This is a genomic window from Exiguobacterium sp. s150, from assembly GCF_018618435.1.
Lineage (GTDB): Bacteria > Bacillota > Bacilli > Exiguobacteriales > Exiguobacteriaceae > Exiguobacterium > Exiguobacterium alkaliphilum.
Map to the genome: position 1 here is coordinate 26998 of NZ_JACSMC010000008.1, position 17626 is coordinate 44623.

Sequence of the window (17626 nt, forward strand, 5' to 3'; positions counted from 1 at the left end):
CAGTTGTCTCCTTTCCATGTAGCGCGCAATAAGAAAGAGTCTTCTTCTCGAATGGAGAATCCGACTCTACGGCATGAAACCTTATTCCCAGAAGCGAGAATCGCTTTCCTCTTCTTCTTCCTCGAGTTCGAACGTAATTCGTTTATTCACCGGGTCGACGACGAAGTAAGCACCGTCTTGCTCGATGCTTTTGATTTGCATCGCTTGATCGTTCCCGATTTCAAGCGTGAGCCGAATCCGGTTGTCATCGTCGACGAGCAAGATTCCGTCTTCTTTCAGCCATAGCTCCATGACCGGTGAATAGCGTAAGATCCATTCGTTCGATAAGGGGATTTCATTCATACGTGTGTGTGCCTCCTACGGTTCAAATCCGTTATGCGATCTACTATCTTCATTAGAATAACAAAACTGACCGTCGAAGACGAGTGTTATGTAGAGCGTTTGCGCGAGCTAGAGTGCATCCGGGCGACGATTCGATTGATTCGCTTTTGGTCACGCCGTTCTTTGAGCAGGTTGTTCGTTTGCGCAATCAACTGCTTGAACGAGGATAACCCCATCGCGAGCAGCGCTGCGAATAAGAACGTGCCGATCGGGTCCTTGAAAAAACCGGTTTGGAACGAGACGGATAAACCGACGACCGAAACAATCGTGGCGAGAAAGTAAAATAGCATGAGTGACTCTTCCTTTCCGATAAGATTCAAAAAGTGCCGAACGTTAAATTCGTTCGACAATCGCCAGATAAATTCCTTTTTCTGTCGAACAAAAGAAAAAAACGCCTTCCCGAATAGAGAGGCGTTTCACTCTTGAACCATTGTGACCGATGAAGACACGTTCGTGTCGACACCGTTTGAGAAAATGAAGCTAAGTGAAGCGAGAAGGGCGAAGAACGTAATCAATAGCCCCTTCATAAAGCGTTTCGCAAATGAGCGAGATTGAACATCAAACATTTTATATCCCCCGTTCGGCCATGGCTGAAACCTAATTGTTAAACAACACTCTTCTTATAATAACGTTTTCAAAATGTGGATACTAGATGGAAATATGCCGTTCACAAAATTGTCACAATCATTTGAACATTATCGGCATAAGCCGGTCTTTTTTTCTTTTCATATGAGGGTTTGTGTTCACAATTTGGTCACATTCGGTTGAGGTAAGAAAAACGAACGTGATATGATTAGGAACGTGTGTAGGTAGGTATACTGACAGTAATAGAAGAAAAAAGGATGTGGATGTTATGGCATTACGCGCAGGAGAAGTCGTGGACTTGGTCGCAGAACGTTCCGCTGATTTCGGTGTGTTCATCGGAAACGGTCGCGAAGAGGTACTACTTCATCGAAAAGAGCAAACAGAAGAAGTCACGGTCGGACAGACCGTACGTGTCTTCCTCTATCACGATTCAGAAGGGCGTCTCGCTTCGACGATGACGATCCCGAACGTGACGTTTGACGAGTATGAATGGTTCGAAGTGACGGGCGTCCGTTACAATACGGGTGTGTTCGTCAATATCGGGATTCAAAAAGACGTGCTCGTCTCACAAGACGACCTTCCGGAAAATCGGTCGTACTGGCCAAAAGAAGGCGACAAGCTATGTGTCCGTCTCAAGTACGACCAAAAAGGGCGCCTCTTGGGCGACCCGGCTCCTTACGCTTACTTGAATTTATTGGCCCGTCCCGCAAAAGAAGAATGGGGCAATCAGGACGTATCGGCAATCGTGTTGAACAAGCGAGACGTCGGGGTCAACGTTTGGGTCGAGAACGAGTCGCTCGGTTTCTTACATGAAGCAGAAATGACACGTTGGCCACGCCTCGGTGAGCAGTTGACGGTCCGCGTGACGAAAGTGAAACAAGACGGTACGGTGCTCGTCTCGATGAAGCCGCGTGCGTATGAAGCGATTGAAGGGGATGCAGGAAACGTTCTCTCTTATATTGAAGAACGAGGTGGCCAAATGCCTTATGGCGATAAGACGGCACCTGACATCATCGACCGTGAGTTCGGGATGAGCAAAGCGGCCTTCAAACGTGCCCTCGGTAAGTTATTAAAAGAAAAGCGAGTTGAAAAGCTCGACAACGGCTACAAATTGAAATAAGATTACTCATGTTGACGCAGTCATGAAAAGTTTTAGAATGTATTTCTTTCATTTTAGAAACGAATACGTTATAGTTAGTAAAGTTGACTAAGAGGAAACATTGAAAGAACGTCTGTTGAACGAACTCTCAGACGTTTTTTGTATGAACAAAGGAGAATATAATTTGACAAAATTCCAAGATTTACAGTTAAGTGAAGCATTAGTAAAAGGTGTACTCAAGATGGGCTTCGAAGAAGCGACACCGATCCAAGCTGAAACAATTCCTGTCGCACTCACTGGAGTGGACGTATTAGGACAAGCACAAACAGGTACAGGGAAAACAGCAGCTTTCGGTATTCCGACAATTGAGCGAATCGATTCAAAGGCGCGTCAAGTCCAAGCACTCGTTCTTGCACCGACACGTGAACTTGCGATTCAAGTTGCAGAAGAATTAAACAAAATCGGGGAAGCGAAACGTGTATACGCACTCCCTGTTTACGGTGGTCAACAAATCGACCGTCAAATCCGCGGCTTGAAAAAGAACCCACAAATCGTCGTTGCGACACCAGGACGTCTCATGGACCACATGAAACGCAAGACGATCAAACTCGACGAGATCCAAACCGTGATCTTGGACGAGGCGGATGAAATGCTCAACATGGGCTTCGTAGAAGATATCGAGACGATTTTGGCTGGTCTTCCAGCTGAGCGTCAGACGCTTCTCTTCTCAGCGACGATGCCACCACAGATCAAGAAGATTGCTGAACGCTTCATGAAGTCGCCGACAATCATCAAAGTAAAAGCGAAGGAAATGACAGTTGAGAACATCAACCAACAGTTCCTCGAATTGCGCGAAGGCCAGAAATTCGATACGCTTTGCCGTTTGATTGACATCGACTCACCAGAACTCAGCATCATCTTCGCTCGTACGAAGAAACGCGTTGACGAAGTGACAGAAGCCCTTATCAAGCGTGGTTACACGGCTGATGGTCTTCACGGTGACTTGACGCAATCAAAACGCGACCAAGTCATTCGTCGTTTCAAAAACGGCACGATTGACATCTTAGTCGCAACAGACGTTGCAGCACGTGGTCTCGACATCTCAGGTGTCACACACGTGTACAACTTCGATGTGCCACAAGACCCGGAAAGCTACGTGCACCGGATCGGACGTACAGGCCGTGCTGGTAAAACAGGTACTGCTCTTACGTTCATCACGCCACGTGAGTTCGGCCAAGTCAAAGCAATCGAGCGTGTGACGAACAAGAAGATGAACCGTCGTCACGTACCGACAATCGCGGAAGTACTTGAAGGCAACCAAAAGCAAGCAGCTGAAGAGTTGATCGAACGCGTTCAAGCGGGCGATTTCAAAGCTTACACGCAACTTGCGACAGAGCTTCTTGAAGAGTATGAAGCAGTTGAAATTCTTGCGGCAGCCCTTCGTGGATTGACGAAAGAGCCGGATTCAACACCAGTTGAAATCTCATACGCAGACCCAATTCGCGTGAAGCGTCAAGGCGGACGCAACGACCGCGGTGGATACCGTGGAAACCGTAGTGGCGGCGGCGAACGTCGTGGCGGCGGAGACCGTGGCGGCCGTAGCGGTGGCGGCGGTGGATACCGTGGCAAACGTAGCGGTGGAGACGACCGTCGTCGTTCGGACGACCGTGGCCCACGCCGTCCACGTGACTAAGCGATAATTGAAAACCGCATTTCCTTAAGTGGATTTGCGGTTTTTTTATTGTGGTCATGCTACACTAAACGAGTAGAGATGGAAGGATGAGGTGTCAACGGATGGTAGAACTAAGTTTCGGTTTCGTCATACTGTTGGTATGTGTGTTGGCGTTGAAGCCAATCGTATCAAGGACGGACCGGCCGAATTTTCGCTATATCCCTGTGGCGACGTTACTGTTTGGCGCGATGATTTGGCTCGTCATGGCCATCGGTGTCGGTGGGAAAATGGGAATCGGCTATGGTGTGATGAGTATCGTATATTTCATTGCTTGTTTCGGTGCCTATATGTATGTGCATACACGAGCGAGCTGAAACCGGCTCGCTTTCTTATTTTTGATTAAATGAATGAGGTGATGACGAGTGGATGCAGTGGATGTGATGATGAATCCAGACGAAGTCGAGGTGACGTATGAGCCGATTCTTGGGGCGGCTACGTTTCAAGTCGAAGGCTATATGGTGCATGGCCAGTTCAGGGGTGACTCGCTCACATCGTTCTTTTATGATGACGACGTGCCGGTCGAGTATCAGCTCGACATCGCAAAACGGATGGAACGTTTGGCTGCGGAGTCGCTGCGAGATGCGAAACAGTTCGTCACGTTTCGATGCCGGGCCGAATGGATTCTTGAAGCAGGGGGCGAAGCGTTCCTTGCGCCGCTTCACGAACTGAACTTCCCGCTCCATCGCATTTACGTGACGATTCAAGGGACCGATCTCGTCGACGTATCGAGACTGTCGCGCGTCGTCCAGTATTATCGTTCATACGGGGTGAAAATCGCGCTCGATTTCGCTGAGTCGACGAGCATCGAGGACATCATGGCCATCGCGCCGGAGCTATTACTCGTGGACTTAGCGACGATGGTCGAGAAGAAGACGTTGCCGGTGACGTACCCGCACATGTTGCAAACGATGGAGTATATCGCTTCAAAGCTCGGGGCTCCGCTCCTCTATAAATCAATCGATCACGTCGGGCAGTTGCGTTACGCGTGGCAACACGGTGGGCGTTTTTACATGGGCGGACTGCTTGGCCAGCGAGCGACGTCGCCTGTTCTGGAGACGAAAGGGATGAACGTCCTCGCGCAAGAAGTACCGTCATTCTTTCTTCACGACCAAGAACGGTTGCAGCGCCTTTATGAACTCGAATTTGAGTTACACCGTCAAATCCAAGAGCTCGCGGCCGGAAAGTGGTCCCGTGACAAGAAGGATGAGTGGCTACTTCATATCGCGACGAAGCTCGAAGGGAAGTTCGTGCGGTATTATTTGACCGACCGTACCGGTTTCCAGACGAGTGCGAACGTTTATCAGGCGGATGCCGAATGGAGAGTCGACAATACGTATCGGGGTTACAACTGGAGCTTTCGTCCGTATTTCATTCAGACGATGGCGGCGATGCGTGTTCGCGGGCGCGGTTATTTATCCGATGACTATCGAGACTTCAGCTCGAATGAAGTGACGCGGACGTTTAGCTATCCGTTGCCAGATGGCATGTTCTTATTCGCCGACTTGTCGGAGGAATACTTATACCAAAATCGATTATTAGACTGAAAGAGGGATATATGATGCTTGATTATGATTACGACGCGTTACGTGAAATTGGACGCATCGTCGCCTTGGCCCGGGATGAGATGGCGAAAGCCGTCACTCCGGGAATGACGACGAAACAGCTGGATGAGATCGGACAACGAATTCTCGAAGCAGAAGGAGCGGCATCGGCGCCGATCACGATGTACGAGTTTCCGGGCTATACGTGCATCTCGGTCAACGAGATTGCCGCACATGGCATCCCAGGCGAACTTGTCATTCAAGACGGGGACCTCGTCAACATCGATGTTTCGGCTGTGAAGGACGGTTATTACGCGGACACCGGGCGGACGGTCATCGCCGGTACACCAAAATCATCACAGCACGAACGGCTCGTCGAAGTGTCGCTCACATCGCTCGAAGCTGGGCTCAGCAAAGTGAAAGCCGGGACGAAAGTGAACCAAATCGGAAAGGCGATTTACGCCGATGCAAGAAAGAACGGCTTCACGGTAATCCGCAACTTGGCCGGACACGGGTTGGGGCGTACACTCCATGGGGAGCCGGAGTCGATTTCGAACTACTACAACCGGGAAGAGAACGACATCTTGAAAGTCGGCCAAGTCATTGCCGTCGAGACGTTCATCTCGACGAAAGACGAAGTCGTCTATCAGTCGGAAGAGGACGGTTGGTCGCTCTTCACGCCAAACAATAGTCTCGTATCGCAATTTGAACATACGGTCGTCGTCACCGAGGACGGCTTTGAAGTGTTGACGGGTTCGTTCCGTTGACTGCCTCAGCTTGTTGACTAACATCAATTGAATCGCTCGTCCTTCCGGCGCCCACGCTTTCCGCAGGCAATCCTGGAGCCGCATCGCGACTCGCGTCGCTGCTGGGTCTCCGTCGGACGAGCAACACAAACGGTCGCCGTCGGGTGGCCGTTTGTGTTTTTCTGGGGGACTCGATCTCCTTGAACACAAAAAAGACGAACCGAGCCGCTTTTTGCGAATGGGTTCGTCAACAGCCTGAGGCAGATGACGCCCGTCATCTGCCTTTTTATTTCAGCTGAATCGTCTCTTCGGCTAAGCGCCGGATCTTTGCCCAATCAGGTCGCGGGTCGTCCGGGATGATGAGCTGTCCGCCGTTGACCTCGAGCGGTGTGTCGAGCAAATCGGTCTCGAAATAGGCGCTCGTTCCCGCCATGTCGGCTGGGTAAGCGGCACCGCTCAAGGAAGCGAACAAGAGCGTATGGTAACGACCGATTGCGGACTCATACATGCCGCCGACCCAATACGGTACGTTCGTTTCACGGATGGCGAGCGCCTCGGTCAAGCCGCCGACGCGGGCCGGTTTAATGTTGACGATGCGGCCGGCACCGAGTCTGGTCATCGTCTCGACGTCTTGCCGGCATGTGATGGACTCGTCGAGACAAATCGGTGTCTCGAGCCGGACTTGTAAATCGGTAGACGCAGCCCAATATGTGCTCGGGTACGGCTGTTCAATCATCAAGAGGCGATGCGCATCCAACTGTTCGAACCACGAGAGCGGCTGTTCGACCCCGCTCCCGTTCAAATCGATCATGAGGGGGGCATCGGGGAAGACGGCACGAATCTCGTTCAACGAGTACAACAACTCTTCCGGTGCTGCCTTCAGCTTGATGCGGTCGAAACCCGACTCGAGTGCCCCTTCAATCGATTTCAGCGTCTGGGCCAGAAGACCGATCCCAATCGTTCGTCCGCAGTCGACCGTGTCACCCGCATCGAGCAGTTGTTTGAGTGTCTTCTGTTGCCGGGCTGCTTCAATTTCCCAACAGGCACTCTCCCACATCGCCTTGGCCATCGGATGGCCAATGATGGATCGGACGAGCGCCGGAAACGAGTGGGGTGACACGGACTGCCCCGCTAACAGGTTGGTGATGAGCGTCGAGACATCGATTGTCGAGCGAACCGTCTCTGCCGTATACCAGGGCGTCTCAAAAGCAACGCCTTCCCCGTATCCGATGAGGCCGTCCGTCGTCTCGAGCCGGAGAATGATCGTCCGTCGGGTCGAGAGGACGGAGTGGGCGGTTACAATCGGATGTTTGAACGTCAATGGGACGATATATAATTCAGCGTGTCGAATCATAAGCGGTCTCCTTTAGGCGATGGCGCATCAATTTCCCGTTTGCGTTGCGTGGGAGTTCACGGACGGAATAGAACGCTTTCGGATGTTTATAGCTGGCTAAGTGTTCCGTCAGCAAGCGTTCCAGTTCGAGCGGGTCATACGACCCGACGATATACGCGACAGGGACGGTTCCCCATGTCGCATCAAGGCGTCCGGTGACCCCGGCGTCTTCAATGCCAGGGCAACGCCGGAGCACGCTCTCAATCTCGGCCGGGTAGACGTTCTCGCCCCCTGAGATGATTAAGTCGCTTCTTCGGTCGTGGACGTACAAATAGCCGTCTTGGATTGTACCCAAGTCTCCGGTCCGCCAAAACCCGTCTGTCGTCCACGCGTCGGCTTCTGGTTGCTTATAGTAGCCGGGTGTGACGGTCGGACCGCTCACTTCAATCTCGCCATCTGGATTAATGCGGACTCGTGTCGGCAAGATGGCTCGACCGCTAGAACCGAGATGGTCGAGTGCTTCCGACGGGAGTAACGTCGCCACTTGGGAGCACGTCTCGGTCATGCCGTACGTTTGGGCGACCGGGATGTGACGGCGCTCGGCTTCCTCGAGGAGCGGCTTCGGTACTGGGCCACCCCCGACGAGTACGACGCGCAGGGCTTGGCGCTGTAGTCCGATTGCGAGCAACCGGTCGAGCATGACGGCGACGAGTGAAACGTGGGTGATGTGTTCGCGTGTAATCAAGTCGAGCGTACGGGCGGCGTCGAACTTCGGTTCCACGTATAATGTCGAACCGAAACAGGCGGCCCGATACACTTGGGCGAGCCCGCTCATATGAAACAGCGGGGTCACGACGAGCATGCGGTCGCGTGTGCCATAGCCGAGGTGCTCTCGAGCGGCCACGGCGCTTGCGACATGGTTGCCGTACGTCTGCTTGACCGCTTTCGCGCGTCCGGTCGTCCCGGACGTGAACATGAGCGACATGACCTCGTCTTGTTTCCACGCGTGGAAGTCAGAGATCGGTTCGTCGTCGCGCATCGTGAGCGTCAGCTGGGGAACCGGGACGTCGCACGTTTCGTCGACGAGCAAAAGATCGACATCCGCCGTCTCGAGTTGCATCTTGATCTCACTTTTCGTCAACCGTGTGTTCAGTGGGACGAGCACTTTCCCGAGTAAGAGAACGGCATGGACAGCGATGACGTACTCGGCGCTATTGGCAGCATACAGTCCGATATGACGGGCATCGGGTGCGTTCCGTTTCACATAGTGCGCGAGGCGTGCGCTCTCGTTCCACAACGTGCCCCATGTCAAACGGCGTCCGGCCGTGACGAGGGCGATGTGATCAGTCGGATGGTTCAGTGCATTCATCAGGCATACCTCCAAAAAAAGAGTAGCGAAGTCGCTACTCTCGTACAGATTAAGGGAAACGCGGGAACTGACCGAAGTCCGGGTCGCGTTTTTCTTTGAACGCGTCGCGTCCTTCTTTTGCTTCGTCTGTCGTGTAATAAAGGAGCGTCGCATCCCCTGCGAGCTGTTGAAGACCTGCGAGGCCGTCCGTGTCCGCGTTCATCGCGGCTTTCAAGAAACGGAGTGCAGTCGGTGAGTGTTGCAAAATCTCTTGGCACCATTGAATCGTTTCGGCTTCAAGTTGCTCGAGTGGGACGACCGTGTTGACGAGTCCCATGTCGAGTGCTTCTTGTGCGTCGTACTGACGGCACAAGTACCAAATCTCACGGGCTTTCTTATGGCCGATGATGCGCGCCAAATAGCCTGAGCCGTATCCAGCGTCGAACGAACCGACTTTTGGTCCGGTTTGACCGAAACGTGCGTTATCCGCGGCAATCGTCAAGTCACAGACGACGTGCAAGACGTGTCCGCCGCCGATGGCGAAACCGGCGACCATCGCGATGACCGGTTTCGGGATGACGCGAATCAAGCGTTGAAGGTCGAGGACGTTCAAACGTGGGATTTCATCGTCACCGACGTATCCACCGTGGCCACGAACCTTTTGGTCGCCGCCTGAACAGAATGCTTTTTCGCCTTCGCCTGTCAAGATGATGACGCCGACTTCCTTGTCGTCACGGGCGCGGGCGAACGCGTCAATCAATTCGTTTACCGTTAGTGGACGGAAAGCGTTCCGCACTTCCGGGCGGTTGATCGTGATTTTGGCGATCCCGTTCCATTTCTCGTATTTAATATCTTCATACGTTCGGACCGATGTCCAGTTTGCTACTGATTCCATTCTCATTTCCCCCTAAAATCAATTTCTCTATCATTGTACCAAATTGTTGGGCATTCTCGATATGTGGAGCATGGCCGGCGTCAGGAATTTCGTATAGTTGAATATGTGGTTGTCGTGCTTGCATCCGTCTCGCGATATCTTTGAATTTGACGTCGCGTCCTCCGACAATCAAATCGGTACGCGGCAAACGGTCGAGCATCGGCCAGATAGATGGCATGCTGCCGCTCCCGATGGCACGGAGGCTATCCGCTAGCGCCTCGGGACGTTGGGCGAGCCGCTCCAGACGAAGCGTCGCGCGCATCTCGTCGGTCTGATGCCAAAGCGGGAGCCGTTCCCACCGGTCGACGAACGCCTCGATGCCACGTTGCTCGAGGAAAGCGGCGAGCTCTGCGTCTTGTGCTCTACGCTCACGCCGTTCGATTGCGGATTCGAGTCCCGGGGTCGTGCTAATCCCGATGAAATGCTCGACCCGGTCGTCACATGCGGCTAACGTCATACCGATTCGACCACCGAGTGAGTAGCCGATGACCGTCCACGGTCGATCGTCGAGGTCGAGCAGGTTAGACAAGTCCCGGACTTGCTGACTCATCCGCATCCGATTGACATCGCGATGGCTCGTCCCGCCGTGTCCGAGGAGCGACGGGGAGACGAGGCGTACAGACAGGTCGGGGAAGCGGTCGAACCAATCCCCTCGCCCGGTAAACCCATGCAAGAGGAGCACGGGCCGTCCGCTCCCGTGGTCGAACAGTTCATAATCGACATCTCGGATTCGACGAATCACGTCCCGTTCTCCAACGTCAACCGGTCGCAGAGTAAAGCTGTCCATTCGCGATGGGCGGTGACGTTCGCGGCCCGGTCAGACGGGAACTCGATCAATTGGACCCCCGCTTCGATGGCTTCTTGCACGGCTTCTGGATCTTCGACGAGACGATAGCTCAGTCCGTAGGTGTCGGCGAATCCATGGATATTCAACTCGAGCGGGGTGCCGAACAAGTCTTCGAATAGTTGCGGCTCGATGGATGCTTGTGGCAAGAACGAGAAGATGCCGCCGCCATTGTTGTTGACAACGACGACCGAGAACGTCCCCGGGTGCGTCTTCAACAACTGTAACGCGTTACTGTCGTGATAAAACGCCAAGTCGCCGACGAGCAGGGCGGCGTGTTCCGTGTCATAGCAAGCGCCGAGTGCACTCGATAAAATCCCGTCAATCCCATTCGCACCGCGATTGGCGAGGACGTTGATGCGTCGACCGGCGCTTAGCGTCGTGTCGACATCACGAATCGGCATGCTGTTGCTGACGAATAAGCGCTCGATTGATGTTTGGAGCAGGTGGCGTGTCAATGCGCTCTCTCCTGTCAGCCCACCTTTCGCGGCCTCTGTCACCCGTTCGAACGACTCGAGGCGCGCATGGTACACCTCGTCATACGTGCTGTCGATTTCCCGCAAATAGTCCCGGGCATCCCCGTAGACGACGGTCGCCATACTAGAAGGGTCGCGGAACGAGCCAAGTTGTTCGATGACGACTTGTGTCGTGCTTCCGAGCCATTGATTCAATCGCTTCGATACCGGGGCGGCCCCGAAACGGATGGTCGTATCGGGAAGCCATTCATCCCGATGCTCGCTCGCGAGCCACGTATCATAGTTGACACATACGTTCTCGAAGCGTCGCATTCCACTGAGCGGATCTGCGAAAATCGGAATACGATGGACGGATGCCGTCTCGTGAATGGCTGCTAACCAGTCGTCAGGTGTACCAGGTCCGACGACGAAGGCGAGCCGTTCGACGTGGGCGTATTCAATGAACCGTGATATATCTTGGGGTGTTGGACGGACGTAAGTCGGCTCGCTCGGTGAACGTGTCGAACAAAAGCGCGCCTTCAACTGGTCGATGTCCGGTACGAGCGGTTCACGGAACGGGACGTTCACGTGAACCGGTCCGAGCGGCGCCGCGGTGGCGAGCCGGACGAGCCGGCTCATCGTCTGACCCATGTAGGAAAGCGCGGCATCGTCTGGTACCGGCAAGTCGACACTCGCTTTGACGTGTTCCCCGTAGAGACGAACTTGATCGATGGCTTGCGGTGCACCGACGTTTCGCAACTCGTGCGGTCGATCGGTCGTCAACACGACGAGCGGCAATTGCGCAATCATCGCCTCGGCGACGGCGGAGAAATAGTTCGTCGCGGCCGTTCCGCTCGTGCAGACGAGTGCGACCGGTCGAATCGTTTCACCCGAGCGGGTCAAACCGAGCGCGAAGTAGGCGGCCGAACGTTCGTCCACGACGATGTGATGCCGGATTTCTGGATGGAGATAGGCGGCCATGGCGAGCGGCGTCGAACGAGAGCCGGGACTGATGACGACGTCCGTGACGCCTTGTTCGACGAGCCGGTTCACCATATGGGCGACCCATCCCGTTAATGTGTCGTTCATGATGGACTGCCTCCTGGTGTGACGCGATTTAATCCGAGCGCTTCTTTGATTGGGCTCAGTTTCATCTCGGTCTCTGCTAATTCTGATTCGAGCTCAGACTCTTGGACGATTCCACAGCCTGCATACATCGCGACAAATTGGTGATGGACGAGCGCCGAACGAATAGAAACGACAAACTCGCCTTCGCCCTCGGTACTGAGCCATCCGAACGGGGATCCGTACCAACCGCGGTCGAATCGCTCGATGTCACGAAGCAGCCTGACGGATGTCCGTTTCGGGTATCCGCCAAGGGCAGGCGTCGGATGGAGCGACTCGATAATCGATAAGAGCGAGGCGTTCGTATCGAGTGTCGCTTGAATCGGCGTATGCAGGTGGTAGACGGAGCGGGTCTGTAATATGCGAGGTGACTCAGGCGCTTTAATGGTCGCCGAATAAGGTGCGAGTGCGTGTTTAATCGATTTGACGACGATATCATGCTCTTCAAGGTTTTTCTGATCGTGAAGCAAGTGCGCTTTCGCCGCCTCGGCTTCGTCTTCTGAGAGTGGACGTTTCGTCGTCCCGGCGATGGCGGCCGTCTCGATATACGGTCCCTCTTTTTTCACTAATCGCTCTGGCGTAGCGCCGAAGAAGCCCATTTCTCGTTTCGGTTGATATAAGAAGATGTAGCTTCCGAGCTGTTGCGCTTCGAGATGACGTAACGTCTCGGCAAACGGAAACGCTTCATCGGACGTCTGGTAAATCTCTTCTCGGGCGATGACAATCTTTTCAACTTTTTCTTCCTTGATCGCTTGTTTGGCTTGTTGGAAGCTCGACTTAAAATGATCGACCCCATTCTTCACTTGCGTATACGTAGGGGACGGGCTGTCTGGCGTCTGGAGCGAGCTAAACTGGGCCAACTGGTCTGCCAGTTGAATCAAGTACTGTTCGACCGATTGTTTTGCCGATACGAGCGTCGACACGGTCAGCGTGTGCGTATCGCCGAGCCGGCGATATAAAAATTTCGGCACGACGAGAGAAGCTTCCCCAAACGCTTCCCACATGTTCTTTTGAGGCCGAACGAACGTATCGAATGAAAAGCCCGAGAACGCGTATAAAATCGCGTCGACGTCTCGGCGATGCAAGCTCCAGTCGTACTGTAGTCGCTGAAAGCGCTCCGCACCTGACGCTGTTAGAACGAGGGCGTCGGCACAGCCGAGCATCTCGAGGGAACGGTCAGCGGAAGTGAAATAATAATGGGACGTTTCCGTGTTTTGAATGATATGAAACGCATCGAACGAAGGGATTTCCCACGTGTAAGACGCAAGGACAGGACGTTGCCAAGCGCGGGCACGTTTATGGGCCTGTTCGATTCGTTGTTTAATATGTGTTTGAGTATCTGGCATGAACGAAAAGCCTCCTCAATCCGATAGAATTCTCATCTTTTAGTGTATCATGACTTGGCTGCTGACCCGCCTGTCAAATGCTCGAGGAAACGGCGGGCATTGACAGATTTTTTTACGTAGACGTAAACTAACGAAGGGAGGGGAAGAGATGAAACAGAGAGAAAAAGGCGCATACTGGCGCATGATTCGGCCGCATACGTTGACGGCAAGCTTTATTCCGGTGTTGCTCGGGACGTTTATCGTCGTCGGTCAAGTCGAGTTAAAATGGGGATTGTTTTTAGCAATGCTCATCGCGTCCGTCTTGATTCAAATCGCAACGAACTTATTTAACGAATACTATGACTATAAACGTGGTCTGGACCATGAAGGATCGATTGGAATCGGTGGCTCGATTGTCCGGGATGGCTTCACGCCGGGGCAAGTGCTCACCATCGCCCTTGGGATGTACGGTGTTGCCGCCGCGCTCGGTTTGTATATCGCCGCGTCGACAAGCTGGCATCTATTATGGATCGGGGCGCTATCGATGGTCGTCGGTTATTTATATACGGGCGGGCCGCTACCGATTGCCTATACCCCGTTCGGAGAACTCGTGGCCGGTTTGTTCATGGGCTACGTGATCATCGGTATTTCGGGTTACATCCAAATCGGGATGGTGACGACAGAGTTGCTCATCGTTTCGTTCCCGATGGCGTTGTTGATCGGTGCGATTTTACTCGCCAACAACATCCGGGACTTAGATAACGATAAAGAGAACGGTCGACGGACGATCGCATGTCTCGTCGGGCATCGCCGAGCTGTGCTCGTATTGGCAGGATTTTTCGTGGCAGCTTTAGTCGGAATTCTCGTCGGTGTGTTCGTGTATGGTGTTACGCCATGGGTATTGCTGTCACTGTTCACGATTCCACTCATGGTCCGCGCTGTGAAGCGGTTCTGGGTGAAACGTGACCCGGTTGAATTGATGCCGGCGATGGCGATGACGGCGAAGGTGAACACATTGTTCGGGGCGTGGATGGTCATCGGTCTGATGGTCGCCCGCGTGATCACATAACGTAAAGGAGTGGGGAAAATGTCAGTCGTCAAAGAAATGTTGGCGTTCAATGAACGATTCGTGACGGAAAAACAGTACGAGCAGTTCGTATCCGATAAGTTTCCAGATAAAAAAATCGTCATTTTGACGTGTATGGACACACGATTGACAGCTTTGTTGCCGCAGGCGCTCGGGCTCAAAAACGGGGACGCCAAAATTATTAAAAATGCAGGAGCCGTCTTATCGCATCCGTTCGGTTCGGTCATGCGTTCGATTCTCGTCGCTTTATATGCGCTCGGAGCGGAGGAAGTGATCGTCGTCGGACACTATGACTGCGGGATGGCCGCCATTGATCCGAACGCGGTCATTGCTGAGATGGAGCGGCGGGGGATTGACCCTCAGACGCTTCAAACACTCAAAGCGTCCGGGATGGATTTGGAGAAGTGGTTGCACGGATTCGATTCGGTCGAGGCGAACGTCATGAACTCGGTCAGCTTGATTAAGAATCATCCGCTCTTGCCACCGGAAACGAACGTCCATGGATTTGTCATCGACCCGGGAACGGGGCGACTCGACGTCGTCGAGGTGTGAATAAGAAAGAGGCTGGGACATAACTCAGTAGATTTATAAGAAAGAGGCCACCTGGCGCGACTCGTTCGCGCCAGGTGGCCTCTTCTCCTTTTTATGGGTTCGTACGCACATTTCGATATAAACAGATAGGGGCGACCTCTGATAAAGTTAAAGTGACCAAACCATAACTTTGGAGGTGCCCCTATGTACAAAGAGTATACCATGAACCAGTTGGTTTTGCCTCTAGATTTAGAAGTTCGGCTCCCGGAGAACGACATCGCCTTCGCCGTCCACGACCTCGGGCCAGTACACGCTGGCGTATGACGTCTTTCCGAACCCGACCGACATGAGGACGTTGGCCCCGTTCCTCGACGAGGTCGAAACGTTCCTCGAGTTACCCGCCTACATCGTCGCCGATGCGGGATATGGGAGCCAGCCGAACTACACGGACATCCTCGAGCGCCGGGGGCGCGTTCCCTTGATCCCGTACACGATGTACCGGAAGGAACAGAAGAAGAAGTGGCGCGAGAACCCGTTCAACATCTCGAACTGGGCGTACGACAGGGAGTCCGATGCGTTCACCTGCCCGGACGGGAGACGGCTCCCGTTCAGCCGCGAATCCCGTAAGACCGACAGGGACGGGTTCGTCCGCGAGTCCCGCATGTATCTGAGCGAGGACTGCGGCGGGTGTCCGTTCCGCGACCTGTGCACAAAGGCCGAGGAAGGGAGCCACCGCCAGGTCGGTGTGAACGTGGCCTGGGAAGAACAAAAGCATATGACGAGAACGCTGCTTTCGGATGAGAAAACGGGTGCCCTCTACGCCAGACGCAAGACGGACGTGGAACCAGTTTTTGGATATCTGAAGGCCAATTTGGGTTTCACCCGCTTCTCCGTCAGGGGAAAACAGCGCGTGAGACGCGAGCTCGGCTTCGCGCTCATGGCGGTGAACCTGCGGAAGTTCATCGCCACCGTTGTCGCCTGAAGTACAAAGAAGGGGTCCGGTCACCGAAAATCGGTGACCGGACCCCTCTTTTTGATTGAAATACTTTAGAACTGGCTAGTTATGTCCCAGCCTCTTTCTTATCCGTACGTATTGATTGGGATATCTTTATAATCGTCTTCTGTTTCGCCTTTTTTCTTCGCTTTCTTGTTCTTCTTGAAATCACGTTCATATTCTTGTTCGCTTGGGGACTTGAAGAATCGCATCCACGTGGCGTTGATCTCGGAGCCGATCAAGATGATCATACCGGTCAATTGAAGCCATAATAGTGTCACGATAATTCCGCCGAGCGAACCGTACGTCGAATCGTAGTTTCCGAAGTTCGACACGTATAGACTAAACCCGAGCGAGACGAGTTGCCACGTGATGACCCCGAAAATGGCGCCTGGAATCGTGCTCTTCCAAAAGACGTGTTGCTGGGGTGCGATTTTATAGAAAATCGACAGCGTCAAAATCAAGATGACCGTCGTCAGCGCGTAACGAAAAATATTGATTAAGATGACCTCGGCCCCGGAAATCGGAAGGAATTCCATAAGGAACGAGATGATCTGCGACCCGAACACGTTCGAGACGATGAGGAGCAATACGCCAACACCGAGTAAGAACGTCAATCCGAGGGCGATGCCTTTACTGACAAAGAAATTTCGTTCGTTGTCTTCCCCGTAGGCGTGAATCGCCATGTTGATGAGCCGCTCGACCCCTTTCGAGGCCGACCAAATCGCTAAAATCGCACCGATGGAGAGCAGTCCGCCACGCGGTTCCCCGAGCGCTTCAAAGATGCCCGATAGGAACTCGGTCGCGGCCGCGCCTGGGGCCAAGTTGTTCAACTGCTCTTGGAATGACGCCTGTGTGATGTCAAAGAACGACAGCAGCGCCAGAATGAAGATGATTCCTGGGAAAATAGATAAAAACCAAAAAAAAGCGAGCGTCGCACCAAAGTCTTGGACGTTATGATCTTTAAATCGGCGCAATAATTCTTTTCCGAACGCGAGCCAATTCTTTTTTTCTTTCACTTCTTTCGTGTCCATAACATGCCTCCTGAACGTTATCGTTAGAAACTATCTTCCCGATTTGTGAGGAGGTTACACTATAAATTCAATCTTCGGCCAATGTTTTGTCGTAAAAGCGCTCTGAAGACTGACTAAGCAATTCTGCGAGCGAGGGCGGACGGACGGGAAGGTGGCTGAGTGCACTCCGTTTGATCCACATCGGTGTGTAGGATCCTTCCGTCTGTTCGGCTTGAAACTCTTCGCCCGTCCCGGTCCCGAATTCGCCACCGGTGACGCGGGCCCAGTAGTAGGGGTTCAATTCACCGTTGAATGCGACATGGGCGGCGACGCCTTCAAGTTCGACGTGTACGCCGAGTTCCTCGTGCGCTTCGCGTATCGCCGTTTCTTCGGTCGTATGGCCAAATTCGACACCTCCGCCCGGGAAGACATAATAAAGGACGTCAGCTTTTTCGCGACGAATGAGGGCGATCTCATCTTGTTCATTGACGAGAATGATGGCGCTCCGTTGTTTCGTTCTCATGAATTCAATCATTCCTTTCTTAAAACCGAG

The 17626-nt window shown here is 53.3% G+C and carries 18 protein-coding genes and 1 pseudogene; 8 read left to right on the top strand and 11 right to left on the bottom strand.

Going from position 1 to position 17626, the window contains the following annotated elements; genetic code table 11:
* Positions 1–81 precede the first annotated feature (81 nt).
* The 3 genes from KNP76_RS06085 to KNP76_RS06095 all read right to left on the bottom strand — a co-directional run bounded on the left by KNP76_RS06085 (position 82) and on the right by KNP76_RS06095 (position 947).
* Positions 82–342 carry a hypothetical protein gene (locus KNP76_RS06085; RefSeq protein ID WP_211779911.1) on the bottom strand — a complete coding sequence of 87 codons (261 nt, stop codon included), beginning with the start codon at positions 340–342 and terminating at the stop codon, positions 82–84.
* A gap of 86 nt (positions 343–428) precedes the next feature.
* On the bottom strand, positions 429–671 hold the full coding sequence (locus tag KNP76_RS06090; protein ID WP_211779910.1) for a hypothetical protein: 243 nt from the start codon (positions 669–671) through the stop codon (positions 429–431).
* A gap of 126 nt (positions 672–797) precedes the next feature.
* The gene (locus tag KNP76_RS06095) at positions 798–947 is read right to left on the bottom strand and encodes a hypothetical protein (RefSeq protein WP_167331252.1); all 150 of its coding nucleotides are present in this window, start codon (positions 945–947) and stop codon (positions 798–800) included.
* A gap of 287 nt (positions 948–1234) precedes the next feature.
* On the opposite strand from KNP76_RS06095, the gene KNP76_RS06100 reads away from it, so the two are divergent.
* From KNP76_RS06100 to map, 5 genes are all read left to right on the top strand, one after another.
* Entirely contained in the window at positions 1235–2086 is an 852-nt protein-coding gene (locus tag KNP76_RS06100) for a CvfB family protein (protein WP_034803867.1), read from the top strand.
* 163 nt (positions 2087–2249) lie between these two features.
* Positions 2250–3758, top strand: coding sequence for a degradosome RNA helicase CshA (gene cshA / locus KNP76_RS06105; RefSeq protein ID WP_198662286.1), 1509 nt, complete (start codon positions 2250–2252; stop codon positions 3756–3758).
* Positions 3759–3859: 101 nt separating this feature from the next.
* Positions 3860–4111: a hypothetical protein gene (locus tag KNP76_RS06110; RefSeq protein WP_214843536.1), complete on the top strand. Its 252-nt coding sequence runs from the start codon at positions 3860–3862 to the stop codon at positions 4109–4111.
* 69 nt (positions 4112–4180) lie between these two features.
* Positions 4181–5341, top strand: a complete 1161-nt coding sequence (locus KNP76_RS06115) for an EAL-associated domain-containing protein (RefSeq protein WP_251137371.1) — start codon at positions 4181–4183, stop codon at positions 5339–5341.
* A 14-nt stretch (positions 5342–5355) separates the two neighbouring features.
* A complete protein-coding gene (gene map / locus KNP76_RS06120; RefSeq protein WP_081852662.1) occupies positions 5356–6105 on the top strand; it encodes a type I methionyl aminopeptidase in 750 nt (249 codons plus the stop codon).
* A gap of 265 nt (positions 6106–6370) precedes the next feature.
* Here the strand turns inward: map and menC are convergent, their stop codons facing one another.
* From menC to KNP76_RS06150, 6 genes are read right to left on the bottom strand one after another with little or no spacing between them, the layout of a single operon-like run.
* Complete coding sequence (menC, locus tag KNP76_RS06125) at positions 6371–7438, bottom strand: o-succinylbenzoate synthase (RefSeq protein WP_034815768.1); 1068 nt, start codon at positions 7436–7438, stop codon at positions 6371–6373.
* Entirely contained in the window at positions 7422–8786 is a 1365-nt protein-coding gene (gene menE, locus KNP76_RS06130; RefSeq protein ID WP_214843538.1) for an o-succinylbenzoate--CoA ligase, read from the bottom strand. The genes menC and menE overlap by 17 nt, the downstream gene beginning before the upstream one ends.
* A gap of 49 nt (positions 8787–8835) precedes the next feature.
* Complete coding sequence (menB, locus tag KNP76_RS06135; protein WP_034803849.1) at positions 8836–9660, bottom strand: 1,4-dihydroxy-2-naphthoyl-CoA synthase; 825 nt, start codon at positions 9658–9660, stop codon at positions 8836–8838.
* Positions 9620–10441 (bottom strand): alpha/beta fold hydrolase, encoded by an 822-nt coding sequence (locus KNP76_RS06140; protein WP_235193359.1) that lies wholly within the window; start codon positions 10439–10441, stop codon positions 9620–9622. Before KNP76_RS06140 ends, menB begins: the two co-directional genes overlap by 41 nt.
* The gene (gene menD / locus KNP76_RS06145; protein WP_214843540.1) at positions 10438–12087 is read right to left on the bottom strand and encodes a 2-succinyl-5-enolpyruvyl-6-hydroxy-3-cyclohexene-1-carboxylic-acid synthase; all 1650 of its coding nucleotides are present in this window, start codon (positions 12085–12087) and stop codon (positions 10438–10440) included. Before menD ends, KNP76_RS06140 begins: the two co-directional genes overlap by 4 nt.
* The gene (locus KNP76_RS06150; RefSeq protein WP_034815762.1) at positions 12084–13469 is read right to left on the bottom strand and encodes an isochorismate synthase; all 1386 of its coding nucleotides are present in this window, start codon (positions 13467–13469) and stop codon (positions 12084–12086) included. The genes menD and KNP76_RS06150 overlap by 4 nt, the downstream gene beginning before the upstream one ends.
* A gap of 148 nt (positions 13470–13617) precedes the next feature.
* Between KNP76_RS06150 and KNP76_RS06155 the strand changes: the two genes are divergently transcribed.
* The 3 genes and pseudogenes from KNP76_RS06155 to KNP76_RS06165 form a co-directional block, all read left to right on the top strand.
* Complete coding sequence (locus KNP76_RS06155) at positions 13618–14517, top strand: 1,4-dihydroxy-2-naphthoate polyprenyltransferase (protein ID WP_214843548.1); 900 nt, start codon at positions 13618–13620, stop codon at positions 14515–14517.
* An 18-nt stretch (positions 14518–14535) separates the two neighbouring features.
* On the top strand, positions 14536–15087 hold the full coding sequence (locus tag KNP76_RS06160) for a beta-class carbonic anhydrase (RefSeq protein WP_024371624.1): 552 nt from the start codon (positions 14536–14538) through the stop codon (positions 15085–15087).
* A 274-nt stretch (positions 15088–15361) separates the two neighbouring features.
* A pseudogene (locus tag KNP76_RS06165) lies at positions 15362–16036 on the top strand (transposase); the annotation flags it as partial.
* Positions 16037–16146: 110 nt separating this feature from the next.
* On the opposite strand, the gene KNP76_RS06170 reads toward KNP76_RS06165, so the two are convergent.
* Positions 16147–17094 (bottom strand): YihY/virulence factor BrkB family protein, encoded by a 948-nt coding sequence (locus KNP76_RS06170; RefSeq protein ID WP_214843550.1) that lies wholly within the window; start codon positions 17092–17094, stop codon positions 16147–16149.
* 67 nt (positions 17095–17161) lie between these two features.
* Positions 17162–17596 (bottom strand): NUDIX domain-containing protein, encoded by a 435-nt coding sequence (locus tag KNP76_RS06175; RefSeq protein WP_034815823.1) that lies wholly within the window; start codon positions 17594–17596, stop codon positions 17162–17164.
* Positions 17597–17626: the final 30 nt, after the last annotated feature.